The 21,172-nt window shown below is 55.6% G+C and carries 21 protein-coding genes; 11 read left to right on the forward strand and 10 right to left on the reverse strand.

The features are described 5' to 3' along the window. Positions 1–155 precede the first annotated feature (155 nt). Both AC3Y2E_RS24020 and AC3Y2E_RS24025 read left to right on the forward strand, forming a co-directional pair. A complete protein-coding gene (locus AC3Y2E_RS24020) occupies positions 156–1,565 on the forward strand; it encodes a GNAT family N-acetyltransferase (protein WP_379214908.1) in 1,410 nt (469 codons plus the stop codon). 250 nt (positions 1,566–1,815) lie between these two features. After that, entirely contained in the window at positions 1,816–2,406 is a 591-nt protein-coding gene (locus AC3Y2E_RS24025; RefSeq protein ID WP_379214910.1) for a S26 family signal peptidase, read from the forward strand. Positions 2,407–2,423: 17 nt separating this feature from the next. Here the strand turns inward: AC3Y2E_RS24025 and AC3Y2E_RS24030 are convergent, their stop codons facing one another. The 3 genes from AC3Y2E_RS24030 to AC3Y2E_RS24040 form a co-directional block, all read right to left on the reverse strand. Continuing rightward, a complete protein-coding gene (locus AC3Y2E_RS24030; RefSeq protein WP_379214912.1) occupies positions 2,424–3,167 on the reverse strand; it encodes a stalk domain-containing protein in 744 nt (247 codons plus the stop codon). Positions 3,168–3,276: 109 nt separating this feature from the next. Further along, positions 3,277–3,417, reverse strand: coding sequence for a hypothetical protein (locus tag AC3Y2E_RS24035; protein ID WP_379214914.1), 141 nt, complete (start codon positions 3,415–3,417; stop codon positions 3,277–3,279). Between the two features lie 141 nt (positions 3,418–3,558). After that, the gene (locus AC3Y2E_RS24040; protein WP_379214916.1) at positions 3,559–5,487 is read right to left on the reverse strand and encodes a hypothetical protein; all 1,929 of its coding nucleotides are present in this window, start codon (positions 5,485–5,487) and stop codon (positions 3,559–3,561) included. Between the two features lie 568 nt (positions 5,488–6,055). On the opposite strand from AC3Y2E_RS24040, the gene AC3Y2E_RS24045 reads away from it, so the two are divergent. From AC3Y2E_RS24045 to AC3Y2E_RS24060, 4 genes are all read left to right on the forward strand, one after another. Then, positions 6,056–6,937, forward strand: coding sequence for a helix-turn-helix domain-containing protein (locus tag AC3Y2E_RS24045; RefSeq protein ID WP_379214919.1), 882 nt, complete (start codon positions 6,056–6,058; stop codon positions 6,935–6,937). A 142-nt stretch (positions 6,938–7,079) separates the two neighbouring features. Then, positions 7,080–7,916 (forward strand): hypothetical protein, encoded by an 837-nt coding sequence (locus tag AC3Y2E_RS24050; RefSeq protein ID WP_379214921.1) that lies wholly within the window; start codon positions 7,080–7,082, stop codon positions 7,914–7,916. Between the two features lie 323 nt (positions 7,917–8,239). After that, on the forward strand, positions 8,240–9,574 hold the full coding sequence (locus tag AC3Y2E_RS24055; RefSeq protein ID WP_379214923.1) for an ABC transporter substrate-binding protein: 1,335 nt from the start codon (positions 8,240–8,242) through the stop codon (positions 9,572–9,574). 70 nt (positions 9,575–9,644) lie between these two features. After that, a complete protein-coding gene (locus tag AC3Y2E_RS24060; protein ID WP_379214925.1) occupies positions 9,645–12,482 on the forward strand; it encodes a glycosylhydrolase-like jelly roll fold domain-containing protein in 2,838 nt (945 codons plus the stop codon). A 479-nt stretch (positions 12,483–12,961) separates the two neighbouring features. On the opposite strand, the gene AC3Y2E_RS24065 is transcribed toward AC3Y2E_RS24060, so the two are convergent. Both AC3Y2E_RS24065 and AC3Y2E_RS24070 read right to left on the reverse strand, forming a co-directional pair. After that, positions 12,962–13,840 (reverse strand): alpha/beta fold hydrolase, encoded by an 879-nt coding sequence (locus AC3Y2E_RS24065; protein WP_379214928.1) that lies wholly within the window; start codon positions 13,838–13,840, stop codon positions 12,962–12,964. Further along, positions 13,824–14,474: a TetR/AcrR family transcriptional regulator gene (locus AC3Y2E_RS24070; protein ID WP_379214930.1), complete on the reverse strand. Its 651-nt coding sequence runs from the start codon at positions 14,472–14,474 to the stop codon at positions 13,824–13,826. The genes AC3Y2E_RS24065 and AC3Y2E_RS24070 overlap by 17 nt, the downstream gene beginning before the upstream one ends. Before the next feature lie 283 nt (positions 14,475–14,757). Here AC3Y2E_RS24070 and AC3Y2E_RS24075 point away from each other — a divergent pair, with 283 nt between their 5' ends. After that, on the forward strand, positions 14,758–15,666 hold the full coding sequence (locus AC3Y2E_RS24075) for a phosphotransferase (protein WP_379214933.1): 909 nt from the start codon (positions 14,758–14,760) through the stop codon (positions 15,664–15,666). A 203-nt stretch (positions 15,667–15,869) separates the two neighbouring features. Here AC3Y2E_RS24075 and AC3Y2E_RS24080 read toward each other — a convergent pair whose 3' ends face one another. Both AC3Y2E_RS24080 and AC3Y2E_RS24085 read right to left on the reverse strand, forming a co-directional pair. Further along, the gene (locus AC3Y2E_RS24080) at positions 15,870–16,379 is read right to left on the reverse strand and encodes a DUF4188 domain-containing protein (RefSeq protein ID WP_379214935.1); all 510 of its coding nucleotides are present in this window, start codon (positions 16,377–16,379) and stop codon (positions 15,870–15,872) included. Between the two features lie 15 nt (positions 16,380–16,394). Then, entirely contained in the window at positions 16,395–17,045 is a 651-nt protein-coding gene (locus AC3Y2E_RS24085) for a TetR/AcrR family transcriptional regulator (RefSeq protein ID WP_379214937.1), read from the reverse strand. Positions 17,046–17,344: 299 nt separating this feature from the next. On the opposite strand from AC3Y2E_RS24085, the gene AC3Y2E_RS24090 reads away from it, so the two are divergent. From AC3Y2E_RS24090 to AC3Y2E_RS24100, 3 genes are read left to right on the forward strand one after another with little or no spacing between them, the layout of a single operon-like run. Continuing rightward, the gene (locus AC3Y2E_RS24090; protein ID WP_379214939.1) at positions 17,345–17,842 is read left to right on the forward strand and encodes a DinB family protein; all 498 of its coding nucleotides are present in this window, start codon (positions 17,345–17,347) and stop codon (positions 17,840–17,842) included. A 55-nt stretch (positions 17,843–17,897) separates the two neighbouring features. Next, positions 17,898–18,890 (forward strand): helix-turn-helix transcriptional regulator, encoded by a 993-nt coding sequence (locus AC3Y2E_RS24095; protein ID WP_379214941.1) that lies wholly within the window; start codon positions 17,898–17,900, stop codon positions 18,888–18,890. Between the two features lies 1 nt (position 18,891). Next, a complete protein-coding gene (locus AC3Y2E_RS24100) occupies positions 18,892–19,194 on the forward strand; it encodes a putative quinol monooxygenase (protein WP_190927324.1) in 303 nt (100 codons plus the stop codon). Between the two features lie 171 nt (positions 19,195–19,365). Here AC3Y2E_RS24100 and AC3Y2E_RS24105 read toward each other — a convergent pair whose 3' ends face one another. The 3 genes from AC3Y2E_RS24105 to AC3Y2E_RS24115 form a co-directional block, all read right to left on the reverse strand. Further along, positions 19,366–19,851, reverse strand: a complete 486-nt coding sequence (locus AC3Y2E_RS24105) for a VOC family protein (RefSeq protein WP_379214944.1) — start codon at positions 19,849–19,851, stop codon at positions 19,366–19,368. Between the two features lie 91 nt (positions 19,852–19,942). Continuing rightward, positions 19,943–20,395, reverse strand: coding sequence for a MarR family winged helix-turn-helix transcriptional regulator (locus AC3Y2E_RS24110; protein ID WP_332073243.1), 453 nt, complete (start codon positions 20,393–20,395; stop codon positions 19,943–19,945). A gap of 36 nt (positions 20,396–20,431) precedes the next feature. Next, positions 20,432–20,791 carry a hypothetical protein gene (locus tag AC3Y2E_RS24115; protein ID WP_379214947.1) on the reverse strand — a complete coding sequence of 120 codons (360 nt, stop codon included), beginning with the start codon at positions 20,789–20,791 and terminating at the stop codon, positions 20,432–20,434. On the opposite strand from AC3Y2E_RS24115, the gene AC3Y2E_RS24120 reads away from it, so the two are divergent. Then, positions 20,776–21,096 carry a DUF8817 family protein gene (locus AC3Y2E_RS24120; RefSeq protein WP_379214950.1) on the forward strand — a complete coding sequence of 107 codons (321 nt, stop codon included), beginning with the start codon at positions 20,776–20,778 and terminating at the stop codon, positions 21,094–21,096. The two genes, AC3Y2E_RS24115 and AC3Y2E_RS24120, sit on opposite strands and share 16 nt — an antisense overlap. Positions 21,097–21,172 lie beyond the last annotated feature (76 nt).

Below are 21,172 nucleotides of genomic sequence, written 5' to 3' on the forward strand. Positions count from 1 at the left end.
GCACAGCACAACTACATCGAACGGTCTAGGAACCCTACTACATCTTAAGGAGTGATGATGTATGCATTCGTACATATTCATAAAACAGCCGGTGAGAGGGCTATGCTCGTGAATGAATAACACCTCTCATTAGGCATATGGGAGGTAAGACGGACATGATGCTGCTGACAAATATGATAAAAGGGCTGGAGCACGACGCACCCGCCAAACTGCTGATCGAGCGCTGGGCGCATGACGAGGGAACGTTAACGTTCTGGAGGGCGAGCAGCAATTTTGTTTACCATTTCGAGAGGGACGGTAAACGGCATTGGCTCCGGTTCATCCATGAAACGGACAAGACGGTCAGCCGGATTCAGGCCGAGCTTGATTTCATACGGTATGCGCTGGACCGAGGTTACCCGACGGTTGCGCCGGTCCGTTCTACAAGCGGAACTTGGATCGAAACCGTATTGACGGAGAACGGTCTCTATCACGGCGTCGTGTTCGAGCAGGCCAAGGGCAAGCACGTCCCGATCTCCCAGATGTCGGATGTCCATCTGGCAGAGTGGGGGAAAGCTCTGGCTTCTCTTCATCAGTTATCCGAGACGTATACGCAAGCGGCGCCACAAAGCTGGGAGGATGCGCTGGCGTTGATCTCCTCGGTGCTGCAGCGTTACCCCCGGGAAACGGTGCTTCGTCATGAACTCGAACGACTGCGAGGAGAGCTCGCGGAGCTTCCGACCGGCACCGGGCATACCGGGCTGATCCATTACGATTTCGAGACGGATAACCTCTTTTATTCCGATGAGGAATCGCGTTATTACGCAATCGATTTTGACGATGCGATGGTCCATTGGTACATGATGGATGTGACGTCAGCCATATCCGATCTTCTGGAGCAGGAGGGAGAAGAGGCAGAGCGGAGCATCCGGCTGTTTCTGGCCGGGTACAGATCTGTCCGGGAATTGGACGAATCCGATGTCCGCCTGATCCCTGTATTCCGGAGATTCGGGGAACTCTATAGGTTCGCGCGATTGCAACGCAGCGTAGAGGGGATGGATGTGTCGCTATTGCCGGAGTGGGCGGTACAGCTCAAAGAGAAGCTGCTCGGCTCCTGTGACCGGATACGCGTTCAGTTCCGGCCGACGGTTGAGCTGAAGCCGGTCGATGCGGATAATTGGTACGATTGTACGCAACTGCAAGTAACGGAGGAGCAGACTGGCGTCTTCCCGGTGCAGCCGGTCTATTGGCTGGCGGAGTCGGCTTATTGCGGGTTTACGCCGCTTGCTTTGTACACGGGCGAACAGATGGTGGGCCTGGCGGTGTACGCAGTCGATCCGGATGACGGAAGCTACTGGATCATGGCGTTTATGATCGACCGGCAGTCCCAGGGCAGAGGTTTGGGACGATCGGGCATGGAGGCACTTGTTCGTTATATGAAGGAGAAGCACGACTGCGACAAAATCGTTCTCGGCCATCGGCCGGACAATGAGCGGGCGGCCGGACTGTATGCCTCTCTCGGGTTTGTGGAAGTGGACCGGAGCCAGCGCGAGGTGATCCGGGAATTGACGGTACTGTCCAGTTAAATGAGAGCTGGGTGAGGGTTGCGGACGGTCGGCCGCGGCCCTTGTTTTTTGTTGTCAAGACATACATGGATGTTACGGATACTCCTAAAAACGGATCTATTTCGACACCAAGCGACTAATAAAATCGGTCACACGACGTATTACCTCAATTTGGTATTATTAGTAACATATTAATATAGTGAAGGATAGAGCGACAGGCTATAGATGGTTTTCGTTCACTTCAATAACGGATAATTCCCCGGAGGTTATCATGAATAAAAAATGTTTGTTTATTGTTATGTTTGCAATGGTAATCTTAGCCGGTTGCAACACCAAAAAGCCGATCATAGACGAGATTACAAAATACGAACTGCCGCTGCTTGAACAAAAGGGTCCAAATCAGATCACACATCTAATTCAACATGATGGCATGTATCGTTCGGAACAGTTCGCTGCAAATTCAATTTTAGTGATCGAACCTGACTACTATAAGAATCGGGAAATTTCTAGAGGCGATGTCGTTTCTTATAAAACGGATGCCACTGAAGAAGAGATTACAAATAAAAAAAGAGAGGAGTATGATGTTTCCAGGGTAGTTGCTCTGCCCGGAGAAACGGTAACAGTGAAGAAAGGTCAAATCTACATCAATGATCGCGTACTCGACACCTTTTATGGCAAAGAATATTATACCAACGGATTTATTAACGGAACGGACAAAGCCCTGAATCTGGAGCAGCCGATCGTACTCTTACAAGGGCAAATTCTTCTCGCGAGCGATGTATGGTGGAGAAGCGGATTCTCCGGACCTCATCTTGAAGAGTCGATTAGAGGCAAGGTCATCGGTTGGATGAAATATTCATAAAGAGGTACCTGGAGCATTCATTGCACGCCCTCTTTCACCTCAATTCCGATCTTCGTTTCCATCGTAACGAGTTCGCCATCTATCAGGTTTCTGAATACGACTCCGACCGTATACTCCCCTTTATCCAATAACCACGGTTCCGGATTCGCCGCATGGAAGGTATGGAGATCCGAAACCCCGCTTTTCATAAAGTTCATATTCATAAGAACATTCCACGATAGGGAAGAGGTGAATACGGTATTGGTGCCCATCGGCTCTTCTTTCAAAAAGTCTTGGGTAGAATCACCGGACATATTTCCCTCGGCGTCGGTTATGTAAAACATGAGGATCGGAGCGCCATGCCCGATCGTAACTTCTTGTTCTCCCGAATACATAAAAGTTCCCCATATGTCTAACGTTTCATCGGATGCATATGTTTGTTTGCCGGAATGAAGGAAAAGTGTAAAGTCCCCTTGCTTGTTGATGGAGCTTACGGCGGATTTCTTGCTCCTGGGCATCGGCGGCAGGATTTCTATGTTTCTTTCATTCTCCTGATAAGAAACTTGGCCGCCCATGCTTTCCACCAATGCTCGGACAGGCGCATATGCTTTTCCGTCATAATTCAGAAGAGGGCCATCCAGCGGCAAGGGGGCTTTATTAGGGCTCGCGGTTAGGTTAAAGGGAAGCAACGTGATCTCCACCCTATTGGAAGTCAAGGCTGGATGGGGGAGGGCGATTATGAATAACGCCAAGAACAGAAACGGTATGGACCCCTTTTTCATCAAGCACCATCCTTTCATGGGTTGGGATATTACTCATTATTGTTGAAATATGTAACTAGTATGGAAATTATATGTTTTTTTGACTGTGCAGGTCAATATGCTTAATGATCTAAAAGAGCGCCGAAGCCGTGCTTTCCATCAAAAACCGTCTCAGAATCCAAGCCGGGTCTTTAATGACAGGAGTCATCGTCGCCTGCATGTAGGTGATCGCGGCGTCGGTGCTGGCCGTCAGGACGATAACGCTCTTCAACTCGGGGATGACATAAATGAAGCCACGCGAAGACTCGAGAAAAAATGAGAAACACCCACCCCAAGCTTTCCAGCCAAAGGCGGGTGTTTAGTCTGAAATTCATCCTGGCCGTCTCTCTGCATCTTGCCTGCCCAGCCTCCCCTACAATACCCCCACCGACCAAACACCCGGAACCAGCGCTCGCAGGCAATAAGCGTCGCCGGGACCGACCGCCAGCTGAGTGACGCCGGGAAGCCTGTTTTCCTTGAGGCTATTCGTTCCGCTCACGACGAGGTTAAGGATACCGCCTGCCTGTGAACCGTTGACTACTACATATTCGAGTCCCAACGACTTGCCGGCATCCGGCAGATGGACGTCCAGGGTGCCCGTCTGAGAGGCGGGCAATAAAATTTCTACACCGGCCAGCGCTCCGTCCGTTAAGGTCACACTCTGATTGAGCTCGAAGCGGGGACGAGCTCCGGCGAATTGCAGCGTGACGCTGTCCGCCTGATTAACTCTCAGAAAGCCTTGATGGGCCGCGAGGCCATTGTGCATATGGGGATCGAGAACGGTCAAATGGCTCACGGAAGCTCCCGCCGCCGTCTGAATCCAGAATCCCGCGAACAGCTTCGGGGCTGTCCGCCTGTCGATCGCTTGAGGGCGGATCAGGGTAATCGCGCCCGGGCCCGTCATGCCTTTGCTTACATCATCCGCCGTGACGTTGATTGAGAAGCCGGACCGTTCTCCGTTGCTGGCCGGATTCGTAATCCCCTCCATATTCGGATCGATGACTGAAATATCGGTGCCGACCACCTCCGGCGCATTCGGAATCCACCGGGCCCATTCGACTCCTTTTCGTTTGGAATGGAGAATCGTCGCTTTCCGGATGACGATTTGCCCGAATATTTTCCGGTTCAGCCGGATGCCGCCGTTGGACAAGTCGGGATAGGCAAATCGGAGCGCACCGACGGGACCGTCCTCGAGGGAACGGTAGTTTTCCACATATACGTTGAAGAACGGATCGGCGACCGCCGGACCCGAGAGGAAGCCGGGCACGAGTTGCAGTCCTCCCCGAAGGTTGTGGCTCGTCTGCACATCGATTAGTGAAATATCGATATAAGCGCTCGCTACCGCATTCGGTTCGATATCGATGCCGTACGCCGGGGGCGTAGACGAGATCGCGCCTGTACGGCTGTAGCTGCCGCCGACGACTCTCCCTTGCTTCACCGCAGTGACGGACAGGCCCTGCCGCCGGTTGGAATCGGCGATGCAGTCCTGCAGCGTAATGTGCTCGGGGATCGGAAGGGTGCTGGCGGCCGAATTGTTGCCGATGTAATACCCGTCCCCCCAGAACTTCTCCGCCTTGCCTTCGATAATCGTAATATGCTTGGAGCCATTCGAAATGTAATACCCGAATCCCCATTCGCCGCTCGTCCCGGTATGCGTCTGCACATCGCCGACAATCCACGGGCGCACCAGCGTCACATGCTCGCGTCCTTGCAGATTAAACAGCACGTATTCGGCTAACCCGTTAGGCTTCGCCTGAAATTTAAAGAGCCCGTCGAACCAATGATAGCTGTTGCTGGGCGGTTGAATCCCCCCGCCGAACTTGCTGGCCGGATAAGCGGGATCGGCGCAATCGATGAGCGGGGCCAGATCGCCTTCGTAATAATAATGCGCGGCGTTTCTGGCATAGGCGGCCTTCACTCTGGCGGTACAGTCGACTCCCGATTGAACGCCCGCTTGCTTCATATGGATACCGCCGGAAACGTTCATAACCGCCACTTTGCCCGAAGCGGCGAGAGGGAAATCGATGATCTGATCCGGCGTGCCCGCGTAAGCCGATGTGCTGACCACGGTATAGACGGCCCCGCCGCCATCGCCCGCCGCGTAATAGCCGCGAGTAACGATCTGTTGCCCTTCGTGCGCAGCGGTTAAGCTTTGCAGCTCCGCGATGTCGCCGACGGTTTTGATCTTATCGTCGCCCGATGCGTCGGCGTGATCCAGGGTCAGCAGGCTGCCCGCGATCAGGGCGGCCCCGGCCGCACCCGCCGAGCCGAGCAATACCCTTCTGCTCATTTTGCGATCCATCTTGAAGCGCCTCCTCTATATCCACGAATAACGGTGCAGTGACTTCCGGTCGGCAAGCCTGGCGTGTTGCACACCAGTAGCAGGTTTACGAAAACTACGGTTGCAAAGAAAACGGTTTCTTTCCCAGTGAACTCAAAGTACCACGGCCGAACGATCCTGTATATGGAAATTATGGACTTTCGCTATGCAGAAACGGTCATTTTCCGCAGAACACATTCGGTCGGCGAACCCTCGTCTTTATGGATTGACAAATCCAGTAAATTCTCCGTATAGTCGAAAGCAAGGGATTTGTGAAGGCGCTTGCATAAAAGGTTATCCGTGATGCCGATTTGACGATGTCGTCGAAAAGCGCAGCTTCAGCGCGTGTATGCCTCTTGAGGATTGAGCGCCGCCCGTGGATGATCACCGGTATGAAACGCCGCGCGCCGGGAGCTTCGTATGGCGAGGAAAGTGTGACTGGGCGCCGGGAGCAGCGTTATGTTGCACGATAGCGGCCGTTCGACGCCCCCCATGTCGCTTACTCAGGTTACCAACCCAACCAACCAAACGGAAACGGGGTGCCGTCCGTATGTTGATCAAATCGTTAAACCAATACAAGCATCCGCGCAACTTTCCTTTCTGGATTCAGCGCAACCGCCACGATGAACGCGATATGCCCCATCTGCACATCCACGAGTTCGTGGAGCTGATCTATGTCGCCTCGGGGCGGGCAACCCACCTGTTCCAGGACATCTCCTACGAGATCGGGGAAGGGGATGTGTTCATCATCAACCCCGGGGAGAAACACGGTTATGTGGTGGGAGCGGGGCAGAGCATTCAGGTCATTAACTGTTTGTTCGAGCCCGGCTTCATTCCGATGTACTTGCTGCGCGAGCTGAGTCTGTCAGATAGGCTCGATTTCTTCTACGTTCAGCCGTTCCTGAACGGGGACGCCCGGTTTTACCATAAGCTGAAGCTGCGCGGCGAGACGGCGGATAAGACGAAGGGAATTCTCGAGGAGCTGCACCAGGAGATGCAGCAACAGAAACCCGGATATCAGGCGCTCGTCCAGCTGAGGATGACCGAGCTGTTCATCCTGCTGTCCCGGTATTACAACGAACGGAATACCAACATCGGCATGCCCAGTTCCAGCGAGCTGCTTGTCCGCCGGGTGTGCGGTTACGTCGAGCGGCATTACGATCAGAAAATTACGCTGCCGCTGCTGTCCGAGCTGTTCTACATCGGCGTCCGTCAATTAAACCGGCAGTTCAACCGCCACCTCGGGACGAGCGTGATCGGTTACGTTCAGCGAATCCGTATGGAGAGGGCAAAACGTCTGCTCGTCGAGACGGACGAGAAGATCAATCAGATCGCCGAGCTTGTCGGCTATGAAGATGCCGCCTCGTTCAGCCGGACCTTCACCCGGGAGGTCGGCTGCCCGCCGGGCAAATACCGGGAACAGAGCCGCTGATGCTTCTGGGCGGGCGGAAGAGGAGGGAGTGGCCCCATTTTCCCCTAAAAATAGGGTTTGCGTCGGAGTTACGCCGCTCTCCTCCCGGAGTATAATTGGGATAGATTGCTAACCGACTACATACAGAAAAGAGGCTGAAGCCATGCTGCCGCTATCCGATCCGCTATGGCGCGAGCTGCGCGGTCCGTACGGATCGTCCGAGGAGGTTCCCCTCCTGCTCACCCGGCTGCAGGAGCAATACGACGCCGAGGACAAAGACAAGTTGTACTGGGAACATCTGTATCACCAAAATACGCTGTACAGCTGCACATACGCCGCCGTTCCTTATTTGGCCGTGCTTGCGCACAATACCGATAATCCGGAGACGAAGCTGGACATTTATATCCAATGCGGTATCTTCGAGGCGAATAATGGGAACGGACCGGAAAACGAGGTTGCGGCTGAATATGCCAGAGACGGGATTCAGGTCTCACCCGAAACGGCTCAAGACATCTACCGTTCCTACCGGAAGGCGGTAGCCGGACTGGCGGCCCTGGGACCAACGCTGATCGACTATGTACGGAGCGAGCAGCCGGAGTCGGAGAAACGCTATTTCTTGGCTGCCGCTGCCGCCTATGCGGGTTCAAAGGCCGCGGCTTGCATGCTGCTTACGTTCTCGGGCGGCGATGAGTATGTGTTCGGCTGTTCGGAATGCGGCGAAGATGTGTACCTGTGGCCGGAGGAGCCCGAGTGCGAGACATTAATCGTGTACAAGGACGATCCGGTAAACGAGCCCGATCAGCCGGGCAGCCGGATCGAGAGAAGAGAGCCGGAGACGATGGAGGATGGCGGCTTTCGGGTGCTGTATCGGCAGGCGGAGCTTGTCGGGGATGCTACGATGCTGCACCACCTCCCCGAGCTGGCGGGGGATACGGACTGCCCGCATTGCGGGGTTCGTCAGCACATCTGGCCGGGACTGCTCCGTATATTTAACGGATAGGCCGGCGGGCTGAGCCGGACGGCTGCAAACCGGCGCCTGCCGATATACAAATGAATCATGCAAGAGGACGCCTGCGGTTTCGGGCGTCTTTTTCTTTTGGCAAGAAATGACCGAATCGGCAAAGTAAAAGTCCGGAGCGGCCATGGAGCCGCGGGAGGGGCGGCGATATAGTTAGAGTTACACGGGGCATGCCGGATCGGACGGCTCGCATCGAAGCGGAAGAAAGGAGGAGGCGGTTGGCCTGCGAAGGCTGCTTATCTATAGGCAGACGTTGACGTATGAAATCGGGATTCATCCAATACTCGGGACAAAGGGGTTATACGATGAAAAAAGTTACTTATTGGACGCTGCTTCCGGCGCTATTCGGCTCGCTGCTGACGGGATGCGCGAATGGAGGCAGCGGCGCAGAGCCCGCACCCGGCGCTAAGCCTGACGATACTCCGAAGAAGCCGGCGGAGCCGGTCGAACTGATTTTCTACAGCAATTCGGGCGAGGCGGAAGAGAGCTTTAACGGGAAGTTCGGCGACACGCTGCGGGCGAAATTTCCGGAGTATACGATCAAGTATACGCGTGCGGAGAAAGGTGCGATGATTCCGGAGATTATCGCCGCGGGCGATCGCGTCGACATCATTTACAACGTGTTCGATTATGTGCTGGAACCGCTGCTGAACTATGGGATCCAGTACGATATGACGGAGCTTGCGAAAAAGCACGGGGTCGATCTGGCGGCATTCGAGCCTTCGGTGATCGACGGAATCCGCAGAGCCGGTAGCGGGAAGCTGTACATGCTGCCGACCAGCCTGCAAGTGCCGATGGTGTTTTACAACAAAGAGATTTTCGATAAATTCGGCGTCCCTTATCCGAAGGACGGGATGACTTGGGATGAGATGAAAGCGATGTCCCAGAAGCTGACGCGCAAAGACGGGGGCGTCCAATATTTCGGCTTCGTCGGCTCGCAGCCGTTCTCGCTCAAGCTGAACCCGTTCTCGGAGCCGTATCTGGACGAGAAGACCGGGAAATCGACGTTCGAGCGGGAGACGTGGAAGAAGATGATCCAGACCGTCTTCCTCGATACGGATTCGGAGAACGCGCTGAAAAGCCAGGTACAGGCGAAAAACGCTTTGCCGAACCGGATCGGATTTACGAACACGAAAGATGTCGCGATGCTTCACTTCCATTCGGAATTCCCGATCGCCGTGCCGAAGGAGCTGGAGAAGATCGACTGGGATATGGTCGCCTTCCCGACCTTCAAGGAGCTGAATGGAGTGGGAGGACAGGCGGCCGCGGTAAGTATGAGCATTACGTCGATAGCTAAAAACAAGGACGCTGCTATGGAAGTGATCAAATATCTGACTTCGCTGGAAGTCCAGACGGCCAATTCCAAGAAAGGTGTTATGTCGGTGCTGAAGGAGGAGTCGGTTAAAGCGGCGTTCGGCCAGGAAAGCCAGTTTAAGGGGAAAAACTGGAAAGGCGTATACTTTAACAAGCTGGCTCCCATCCCGTACAGATCGGTTTATGAGCTTGAGGTGGAGCGCATCTATTCGGCAGCAATCGCCGAGGTAATCAAAGGGCAAAAAGATATCAATACAATTATGCGTGAGACGGCGGCTCTGACGGATAAGAAGGTCGCAGAGCTGCAGAGTGCGATGAAGAAATAATCCGTACGCAATGCATGACTGGCCGACAAACGCGCCGGGCAACACGAGATCCGGGCAAGGAGACGATACAATGATGGCGGATAGAGACGAAACTGTACTGGAGAGAGAGAGACGGCAATTTCTCAGGCCGGATGACGAGTTTTCCCCGATGCCGTTCTGGTTCTGGAACGATGCTTTGAATGACGCGGAAATCGTCCGGCAAATTCGCGATTTCTACAGCAAAGGCGTGGCGGGATTCGTCATTCACCCGCGTCTCGGCTTGTCTGAATCGATCCCGTACTTGTCCGAGGTTTACCTCGGGCTTGTCGAAACGGCTGTAGTCGAGGCGGAACGGCTGGGCATGAAGGTTATCCTGTACGATGAGGCGATGTACCCTTCGGGATCTGCGATGGGAATGGTCGTCCGGGACGATCCGGCCCACGCGAGCCGGGGGCTGAGGATGATCGAGCAGCCGTGCGGCTCGGAAGGATGGCGGGCGGCGCCGCTTGGGGACGGGGAGACGCTCCTATCGGTGCAGGCGGTGCGCAAGACGGCCAAGGGCAGTGTCGATCCGGACTCGGCGATCGTATTCGAGGATGAGCGGGCGGCGCAGGCATTCCGTCCGCAAGGTGGCGGAGAATGGACGATGCTGCAGTTCGTCGAGACGTATTCCGGAGGTAAAATCAGAGGGGTCTACTGGGGACAGGACGACGGGGAGCCGGGCGCACCGGCGGCGGCGGATCTGCTGAACCCGCAGGCTACGGCGTCATTTATCCGGCTGACGCATGAGGCGTATTACGCCAAGCTGAAGCGTTACTTCGGGAATACCGTCATCGCGATGTTCACCGACGAGCCTAGTATACTCGGCAGGTCGCACCGTTCCGGTCTGAAGCCGTGGACAAGCGGGTTTCTCGACTACGCGGGGCCGTTCGGCTTCAAGGAGGAGCAGCTTCCGGCACTTTGGTTCGAGGCGGGAAGCGGGACGGAACGCGCCCGCGCCGCCTACGGCAAGGCGGTTAATGCGCGCCTCGCCGAGAGCTTCTACCGGCCGCTGTCGGTCTGGTGCGACGAGCACGGCATCCAGTTGACCGGACATCCCGGCCATAGCGACGAGATCGGCTTGTTGGAGGCATTTCAGCTTCCCGGCCAGGACATCGTCTGGCGCTACATCGAGCCCGGGGGCCAATCGTTGACCGGAGCCCACAGCACCCTCGGCAAATGCTCCTCGGATGCGGCCCGGCACCGGGGGAGGAGGCGGAACCTGAACGAGTGCTTCGGCGCCTGCTTCAAGGACGACATCGGATGGAATTTTACTGCAGACGAGATGAAATGGTACATGGACTGGTTGTTCGTCCGCGGAGTTAATCTGCTTGCACCGCACGCGTTCTACTACTCGATCGCGGAGGAACGCAAGCACGAGAGACCGCCCGATGTCGGCCCGAACAGCATCTTGTGGCCGCACTACGAGCTGTTCAGCACTTACATGAGGCGGATGAGCTGGCTCATGACGGATAGCGTCAACGAGGCGAAGGTCGCGATACTATGCGAGGAAGACCGGCTCCCTTGGGAACCGGCCGTCCCTCTGTACGAGAATCAGATCGAGTTCAATTATCTGGAGGAGCAGTTGCTCGTGTCCTCCTGCGAATTCCGCGGCGGGCAGGCGCTTATTGCCGGCCAGAGCTATGCAGTGATCATCGTGGATCGGCCCGAACGGTACCGGGAGGATACGCGGGAGCGATTGCGGGCATTCGCGCAGGCAGGGGGGATCGTCGTCACGATCCTGGACGAAGCGGCGGATGTGCGCTCCGTTGCGGACCCGTTGCGGCAGGATGCGTCTCCGTCCCTCCCGGACGCCGATTCGTCGCGGCTTGATTCGTCGGAGTCTTCCGCTCCCGACGGGGATACTCACCGGGGTGCTGCGGAATCGTCTCTGCCCGATACGGGCCGGGGCCGGATCGGGGAGCTGGATAACGCTGCGGTTGTATCCGTTTCGGAGCTGCCGGCGCTTCTGGACGCGCATCGTCTCCGTTCGGTGAAGCTGCATCCGGTCTCGCCGGACATTCGCGTGAGCACGGTGCGGAAAGGCGGGCTCACCTTCTATCTGTTCGTTAATGAAGGAGAGTCCGCCTATACGGGGACCGCACAGCTGGACACGAACGGATTCGTCGAGCGGTGGGACGCTTGGGAGGGGACGACCAGCGCGCAAGGCGTGCTTGAGCCGGGCGGAGCTGCACTTGGACTTGGCGGCGTCTGTGTGCCGGTTGCGCTCGAGAGACGCGCCAGCGTGATCTACTGCGCCGATGCGAAGCGTCCGCCGGTACGGCTTGGCGAAGAAGCCGGGCCGGCCATGCCGGGAGCTGTGCCGGACCTGGAGAAGGCCCCGATGCAGGAACGTACGATCCGCATCGACGGCGGCTGGGACATTCGGGTAGAGCGGGAGGGCCGAGGCCTGGAGGCGAGCGTCGCATCCGCGCAAGGCGCGGCCACGCTCCAGCAGGTAGGCGCGGGGACCGGGGGGCCCGAGGCGGCCGCTTCCGAAGCCGGTTCTGCTGGTTCCGGCGGAGAGGCATCCATATCCGCACCCGGCTCCGGTCCTCTCGTCTCTTGGACGGAGTGGAGCGGGATGGAGCATTTCTCCGGGGCGGTCGTCTACGAGAGTGAATTCCGGCTGGAGCCGGAGGATGTGGGCGGCAATCGGGTGATCCGGCTCGATCTGGGCGATGTGCACGAGATGGCGGAGGTGGACGTGAACGGAACGTTTGCCGGCGTCCGGTTTTGGAAGCCATACCGTTACGCGGACATTTCCGGCCTCGTCCGTCCCGGGATGAACACGCTGCGCATACGCGTAACGAACAGCTTGGCGAATGCGTATAATCGCGCTTCGCTCCCGTCGGGCTTGCTGGGTCCGGTGACGGTGAGTTTTGGGTAGAAGTAACGCAAAGCGTTGAAGGGGAGCGGGGCTGTTCCGGAAGCGCTCGTATGATCCTCATATAGCCTGGGAACGCCCCGGGTTCCAAACGAAAGGACCTCTAATCCCGCTGTATTGCGGGGGCCGAGGTCCTTTTTACGGGGAAAGCCGGTTCGAAGGAGATCACCATAAATCGAAAAATGATCTTTGGAGCACCCCCTTTTGATTGAGGGCAGGAAGGGGGGCGAATAAGGGTGGTTTGCAGCTTTTATTTGGTCCGAAACCCGCTTCGATTGGGAAATAAGAGCGGTTTGGGGCTTTTAAAATCGGCGAAAAGGGAGCATACCCCGTCAGTTGGTTGAAATAAGGGGTGCAAACCGCCTTTACTCGGCTAGTTTTTCGAAAAAGCCGAAAATAGAGGGCCCCAAAGATCCTTATTTTGTGATAGGCCGGTCGTTGTTCGCATTTCGTTTTCAGTGTATAGGTTTAGACAAATCCAACTACAGCAAAAACCCGATTATTTCCCGATGGACAATCTCCGGCTGCTCGTGATTGATCCCGTGTCCGGCGTCCGGAACGATCTTATAGCGGAATCCGTCGCGGTTTAGAACGGCCATGAGGTCTTTTTTCAGCCTGATGTTATGATCGGCGATTAGGAAGATCAGCTTCTCTTTGACAGCGTCCGCCTTCGATGGATCATACTTCTCAAGCTTGTGGACGAACATCGCTTGCTGGTTATGGCTTTTCATCAACAAGACCAGATGTTCGGCGAGCAGCGGGTAGCGATCAAACACGTCGGCGCCGGGCGAACTAAGCTTTTTTAGCACTTTGTGCAGATTGCGATTCGTTGGGATTAGGATCTCCGGGAACAGGATCAGGAGGGTTTGAACCATGGATTTGAGCGGGCTCGTTACCATTCCGCCTTCCAAACAAACCGCTCTGCGAACCCGGTCGCAACGAACCGTTGTATAGTGGTAGGCGATATAGGCGCCGTTGGACACGCCCGCGATATTAACGGTATTAATCTGAAAGTGGTCCAGAATCTGATCGATCCATTTCATCGGATTAAACGTTTGTTTGTTGAACTTTTCGTTCGGCACGCTTTTGCCCGGCCCTCCGATGGTATCGACGGCGATGCAATAGAAATGCCGGGACAGCTCCCGGATGTTCAACGCCCACATGACGGCCGAATTGTCTCCGACCCCGTGGAAAAGCAGCAGCGGCGGACTTCCGGCGTCCCCGGACGTTATGCAATGGGTCAGGCCGTACGATGTCTGGATGTCATTCTCCTCATAAGGCGCCTCCCACATGTCCAGAATCCGATTATAGGACTCGATCACAGCCTTTCTCGCCGATTCGTTTTTATACACTTGGACCATACGAGCCGCCTCCTTTCCTCATGAATCGCAATACCGTTTCGGCAGAGGGGAAGGGCAGCTCCGCGGTTGTTTGCATTCTGGAGATCCCGAGGCCCTGGATGAACGAAAAGTAGGTGATCGCGAGCATCATCGGATCTTCTTCGACGATCTCCCCCGCTTGCTGGCCTTGTACGATTAGAGGAATCATATATTCGAACGGTTTGCCCATCGTGTCCTTGGAGATTCGCTTGGCTTCTTCAGGGATAGCTTCCGAGGTGGCGGTTTGCAGCAAAATCAATCGCCAATGCTGCATCGCGATACTGTCCGGAGACAGGAACGCTTCGGTCAGCCACGTTATTTTCTGCATAGGGGTTCCCGGCAGCTCGGACGCGTACCGAACGGCTTGTCCCGATCCTTCGCCGGCAAGCTCTACGATTTTTGTGAAGATTTCGTCCTTGGATTTGAAATACGTGTATACATAGCCTTGGCTGAACCCGGCGCTGGCGGCGATGTCTTTAATTTTGGCGCCGGTGAACCCTTTCTTGGAGAACACTTCTATGGCGTGAATCATAATCTGCATGACGGCCGGGTCCGACACGGATTGCTCGAAACCTTCCATAAATTTTTGCTGGAGTTGTTTGCTTGGCTCGGACATGGGTGCACCTCGCGACGAATTTGAATGAACGTTCATTCAAATTGTAACATTAGGTTTCCTTTTATGCAAAGGGAAGGACAATGAATCACCAAAAAAGAGCCGCAACAGTTAGCCCCTAGGCAGCCTGTCACAGCCCTCTATACCGCATATAAAAAGAGTCCTGAAAAAATTCAAGACTTAATTCAACATCATATCGGAAAGGAAATAATAAGTCTATACTTTATTGGGTATTTGTGTAAAAATTTTCTCGTACACTTAACATGTTACGGGAGGAGATCATCCTATGATTCCAGAACGTCTCTCTGCCTATCGCTCAAGAATACCGCTGCTGGATGAAGTGACTGAATGGTCGCTATTGAGACAGTGGTCGCTCTCCGAAGTATATCGGGTAACGCAAGCTAACGGGGCAACTCGCATTATCAAATGGGGGGGTCAAGAAATGGCCAGAGAAGCCTCTATTTATCGGCAACTGGTGAATCCTTTGCAAATCAAAGCTCCCTACTTGTTCGGTTATTATGAAGGGGAGAACAGTGCAGTTATGATTATGGAGGATGCCGGCCAGCATAACTTGGAGCAGCAGCCCAGTCGGGATCACTTTCTGGAAGCGGCAAGAGAATTGGCCAGACTGCGGCAGACCGCATCGGCTAATCTGGAGAGGAATCTCTCGAGTCATACCCTAACTTCCTACACGATATCGGCGGCAAAGTTTCTTAAACTTCTGGACGATCTGCTGCGGTCGCCACGTCTCTCCGGCAACAGGATGCTTGTAAGACTTCAACACATACTCCCTGCCGCACTTGATAGTCTTTACCGCACAGTTCCTATTACTCTCGTCCATCATGATTATCACGCTAAAAACCTGCTGATTCAGGGAAACAACATTCTGCCGATCGATTGGTCTATCGCCTATTTGAGTCCCCATCTGGGAGATTTGTATGGTTTAATCGGAGAGGCTCACAATCGGTGCGGCGGCGTACCCAAGGAGGAAGTTGTATCGGCATTTCTCGAAGAGGCTGGCCCGGAGCTGTCTCTAGAGCAATTGCACTGGCAAGTGAACATCGGCGGGATCTGCTGGCTGGTCAAAACATTAAGATGGCTCGTGTACGGGGGGACCGGCACAATCCCGGGCTCGGAGGAGTGGATCCCCGATTTGCTGCAGGATCTGGAAGATTTGGCGGAACAAATCGCATAAGGGCGGCGCCGCTGCGCTCGCCAAGTTATCGGCCGCTTGGCATCGTACTGCGCGCAGCCCCAGTGCACTGCATGACGGCGGTCGGCTGCGTGCTCCCGCTCGGCGCAAGTGCCGGAGATCGTCCGGATCATTTGATCGCGGCGTATCTTTCTGGACCCTTGCGCGTATGCGGGCACAGGGGAGGAACCCCGACTTCACTTGGCTTACCCCGGATCAGCAGGCGAAGGGACAGCCGGTTCGCTGTCGCGGCCCAGTCTTCTGCTCGCAGTCTCGCGCTTGCCGGTGGCCGGAACGTGAGCTCCCGCCTTGGCTAAGCCGGATACGGGCATGTTGTTGTACAGACACTCGTACTGTCCTTCCTGGATCAGATACGTTTCGTGGTAAATCCCGACGCCGCCGCTCGTCCCGACCTTTTGATTAAAGTTACGCCACGCTTCCAGGTGGATCGCCCCTTTCCGCGCGTAGTCCTCCAATTGCTCGAACGACCGCCAATATTGAACGACGGATACGCCGCGCCACGACAGATGGAAGCTCGCGTCCAGAAAGCCCAGCTCTTTATTCCGGTACAGCTCCTGCATCATCGGGTTCATGGCCTTTAGTACCGGCAGCCATTTGTGTACCGACCACAGCTTGTTAATCCGCATCCCGATTATAAACACCACGAAGGACCCTTCCATATGGGCCGTATACCGGCCAGGTTTTACTATGCTCACGCACGCATCGCTCCTTTACCTGTTCTCCAACAGTTGAAGATGGGCTTCATATATGTCGGCTATATCGGTGGAAGCATACAATTGGGCGGTTAGAAAAGCGCCGTAAAATATGGTGAACAATCCTTTCACCGCAAATTCCGCCGTAATCTCCGGTCTCAGCGTCCCGTCGGCGCTCGCTTCCGTCATGCACCGGCGAAACAGCTCGAACATATTGGGACTGACCGCGCCCTGGGTCTCATGGCCGGGAAACAGCAGCCGCACCTCGGCCTGGCTCAGCTCCGGCATGCACGGATGCATGTTTTTCTCCGCCAGAAAAGCGATCAGACTCGGGACGAGCCCGGCCTGGTGTCTGGACCGTTCGGCGACATGATGGAGCAGATGCCGGATGGCCCCGAACCCGCGTTTGCGCTCCTCCTCGATCTCGATGATCCTCTCGGTCAGCCATACCCGCATAAAATACAGGAGAAGATCGTCCTTGCTTTGAAAAAACTTGAAAAACGTCACCCGGGACACTTCCGCCCTCCGGCATATATCGTCGAGCATCACGTCCCTGAACATTTTATCGCCCAGAAGCGACAAAGCGGCTTCGTACAACGCTATTTTGCTTCGCGCCTTCTTCAGTTCTCTTAAAGGAATATCTGCATGTTGAATTTCGTTCGCCTCCATAAGATTAACTCTAGTAAATAAATTAACTTAAGTTAATTTACTTTGTCAAGATAAAGTAATGGCGTGCCCGGTACAGATGTTTTTGCAATATAAGTTGAACGGATTATCCTTCATGGTTAAGCTGAATGTACCGAGACAAAAAAACAGCTTGAGCTTATCGCAAAACAAGGAATCCGGAAGGCCGCAAGTAAGAGGTCGTCTCAAAAAAACCGATCGTCGTGCAAAATAACTGACCGTTTCTGTCAGGGATCGAGTAGTATACTCCATTCGAGGGTAAAAAACATCCGGGAGGAACGGTTATGTATACGACGATAGCGGATTTTGCGAAGGAATGGGAGAAGGAGGCGGAGCGGACCGAACGGGTGCTGAGCGTATTAACCGACGAGTCTTTGCGGCAGCCGATCGTCTCCGGGCGGCGGACGCTGGGCGGATTGGCGTGGCATCTGGTCACATCGGCGGGTTATATGTCCGCGCTCGGCCTCGATTTCGAAGGAGTGGCACAGGGAGAACAGGCTCCGGAATCGGCCGGCGAGATCGCCGGGGAATATCGGCGTATCAGCGCGGCTGTATTGCAGGCGGTGAAGACACAGTGGAGCGACGATCATCTCGACGGGACGGTCATGATTATGGGGGAAGAATGGCGAAATGGCGATTCCATGCACTTTACACTGATGCATCAAGCTCACCATCGGGGGCAGATGACGGTGTTGATGCGGCAAGCCGGACTCCGGGCTCCCGACGTCTACGGTCCGACCTACGAATATTGGATCGACCAAGGGATGAAGCCGCTGGAGTAATAGGTAGTTTCGGGGAGGACGAGCCGGCCGGATTCCGGAAAAGAGGGTTTGGAGAATGACCAAAGCGGACAATATGTTATCGATCCTCTGGATGCTGCGCAGCGGCAAGCGGATGACCGCCAAGCAGCTGGCGGAGGAGCTGGAGATTCACGTGCGGACCGTCTACCGCTGCATCGACTCGTTATGCGCGAGCGGGGTGCCGATCGTCGCCGATACGGGTCCGAACGGAGGGTACCGCATCCTGAGCCGGTTCGCCGACTCCCCGCTCGTCTTCGATCCGGAAGAGCAGAAGGGGCTGATCCATGCCTCCGTGTTCGCCAGGGAAGCGGGGTATCCGCATTCGGAAGCGCTGGAGAGGGCGATGGACAAGCTGAGGCGATACGCGAATGAGAAGCAGCTGGACGAGCTGGAGCGGCACGGCGGCGGCTTATCGGTCATTTATCCGCCTATCGACGGCAAGCATCGGGCGTTGCTGCAAGTGCTCGAGGAGGCGACCGGGCAGGGACGAACGCTGGAGATGGAATACGACCGGGGCAGAGGGGAGGGTTCCTCCAAGCGGCGGTTCGACCCTTACGGCATCGTGTACTGGAAAGGAAGCTGGTATACGGTCGGCCATTGCGAGTACCGGGGGGAGCTGCGAAGCTTTCGTGTGGACCGGATTGTCCGGCTGGGCGAGACCGAGGCGAGGTTTGAGCGTCCGGAAGGCTTTTCAGCGAAAGACTTTCTGCTCGGCAATCTGCTTCCGGGCTCGCAAGGGGCCGCGGAGCTGGAGACGGTGCGGATCACCGCCCAGGAGCAGGTGCTGAACGAATTGTGCCGTCACTGGCTGTTCGGGCACGCGCTGACGGAGCGGCGGCCGGAGGAAGCCATATTTCTGCTGGAACGTTCGACTTTATTGACATATGTGCCCTATTTCCTGATGCCGTACGGGACGGCGCTTTCGATCGGATCGGAGCTGCTCGTGCGGAAAATGGCGGAAGCCGGGGCGAAAGTAACTGCGCATTACGAGGCGATGTTAGCCAAACTTGAACAAGAAAAGGGAGATTAGGATGAGTAAATATACGATGTTCGGCCAATTGAAGGCACACCCGGGCAAACGCGACGAGCTGGCCAAGCTGATGCTGGAATCCGCAGATACGCTGGAGGGAATGGAGGGCTGCATCTTCTACATCATCAACGAATCGGTCGACGATCCGGACGTGTTGTGGATTATGGAGCTGTGGGAGAATGCCGAGGCGCATGCCGCATCCTTGAAAAATGAGAGGGTGCTGGCGGTCATTCAGCGCTGCCGGCCTTTGATCGCCGGGGTTAGCGGCGTACCGGTGCGCCCGATCGGGGGCAAGGGACTGTAGGCGTTTGGCTTAGCCGGTAAAATGGGATCGGATGCAGGCGGCGTCCTTCGGCGAAGGAGCGCCGCCTCCCGCATACCGGGCGGTCAGCAGGAGGCGGCACTGCGCGGGGAGCAGCAGCGTGGGTCCAAAGGCTGGGCGTAACGCACCGCATCTGCTGCCGCTATGATTGATTTACGGCTTGGGCCATGCGGCTTCCAACTGAATCCCGTTGTTATCGATAAAAATAAAATTGCGTAAACGGCCCTGATCGTATATGTCCGTCATCACGACACCGTGGCTGGCCAACTTCCTGCGGAGAGCGAGTCCGTCTTGTTCGGATCTCACAGCAAAGGCAATATGCTGAAGCGCCCCGGGCAAAAACCGGTACAGGTCCGCCGCCTGCGGATTGGCCGATAGACGTCTCAGGGCATCGGCGCTTTCGAATATCCGGGCGTCCGGGTATTCGAAGAAATGAATGCCCCAGCATTCCGTGTCTCCCGGCTTCACGAAACAATGCCTGCCGCGCTGCGCGGTTGCCGGATAAACCGGCGTCGCTTGCATACCCAACACATTCTCATAAAACGTAACGGTAGCTTCCAAATCCGGGGTGACCAAGGCGATATGATGGACGCCTTGCCAGCCTGAATCCGGGACTCCTGCTTGGGGGTGTTCCGTCATCAATGATCCTTCTCCTTTGCTTGGGTATGAATGAATCATGAACCCAAGATATATAATTAGAATTCTAACTATATGAGCAAATAAACGGCAGTCACTCCTTTTCGAATAAACCGACCATTTTGATCAGGAGCGCTTTTAAGGTTTCGAATTCGGAAGCGGTCATCCCTTCCTTAACCCGTTCCTCCAGAATGGCGGTGAAATGCTGCGTATCCTCCGCCATCTTCCGCCCGGTGTCCGTCAAAAAGATTTGCTTGGAACGGCCGTCCGACGGATGATCCTTGCGGATAATGCAGCCTTTGCCCTCCAGTCCGTTCATCAGGCTGGTGACGCTGGGCCGTTCGATCATGAGAATCGGCTCCAATTGGGACGGCGTGATGCCCGGATAATGGCGGATGACGCTTAACGCGCTCCACTGCGTATGGGTTAACCCGACCGGTGCGAGCAGCTCCTCCATTTCTCTGCGCAGTGTAATATAGCCTGTCTTCACCAGTCGGCCGATCGGTCCGTTCTCCCACTGCCAGGCCTCATGTCCGCTTCCGTTCATCCGTATGCACCTCATATAGTTAGAGTTCTAATTAAATTATAGCCGATACCTCGTAATTGTAAAGGGCAACGTGTGAGCGACGGCTTTCAGCTTCGACCAGGCGGGCATAAGGGGCATCATCGCGACGACGGGAGCGGGCAGGCCGACTCCTTTTCGCATAAAGTGCTTAACCGCTGCACTGCGGCGTCCGGCCGCCAGATAACCTTCCATCTGCTCCAAATAGTTATCCGGCACCGGCTTGCGGCTGTTATCGACGACGAACGGCGCTTCATACAGAGCCAGCTTCCGGATAGATGGGAGCCGCCTAGCCGCTTCGAGAGCAAGAGCAGCCCCCGAGGAAATGCCGTAGACGAAAGCCAGCCGGAAGTACCCTCTCTGATATGGCGCCACGGTCAAGCTATGAAAATGCGTTCGAGACCGCCTATGGGCTCGCGTATGCCAAGGACGAACCCGCCGATGCCGCCAGAGTACTCGATCTGGCGCTGGCGGAAGGGGAGGACGCCGGGGCGGTGCTGCGTTTCAAAGCGTACGTCCTGCGTGCCGATATCGCTTTCGGGATGGACGAGCTCGACCTGGCCGCCAGATATATCCGGCAAGCGAATCAGGTAACGCTGTCCGATCACGAGTTTGAGAGCGCAAGGGAGGCGGCGGAAAGACGGGATGAGCTCAAAGCGGCCTTAGAGTACGACGACCCTTCGTAATATGCTGAATCCGGTACGAATAAAACCCGGACGTCCATACTGCTTCTATGGATGCCGGGTTTTGTGCAGGTTCGGG

Source organism: Paenibacillus sp. MAH-35, assembly GCF_058135425.1.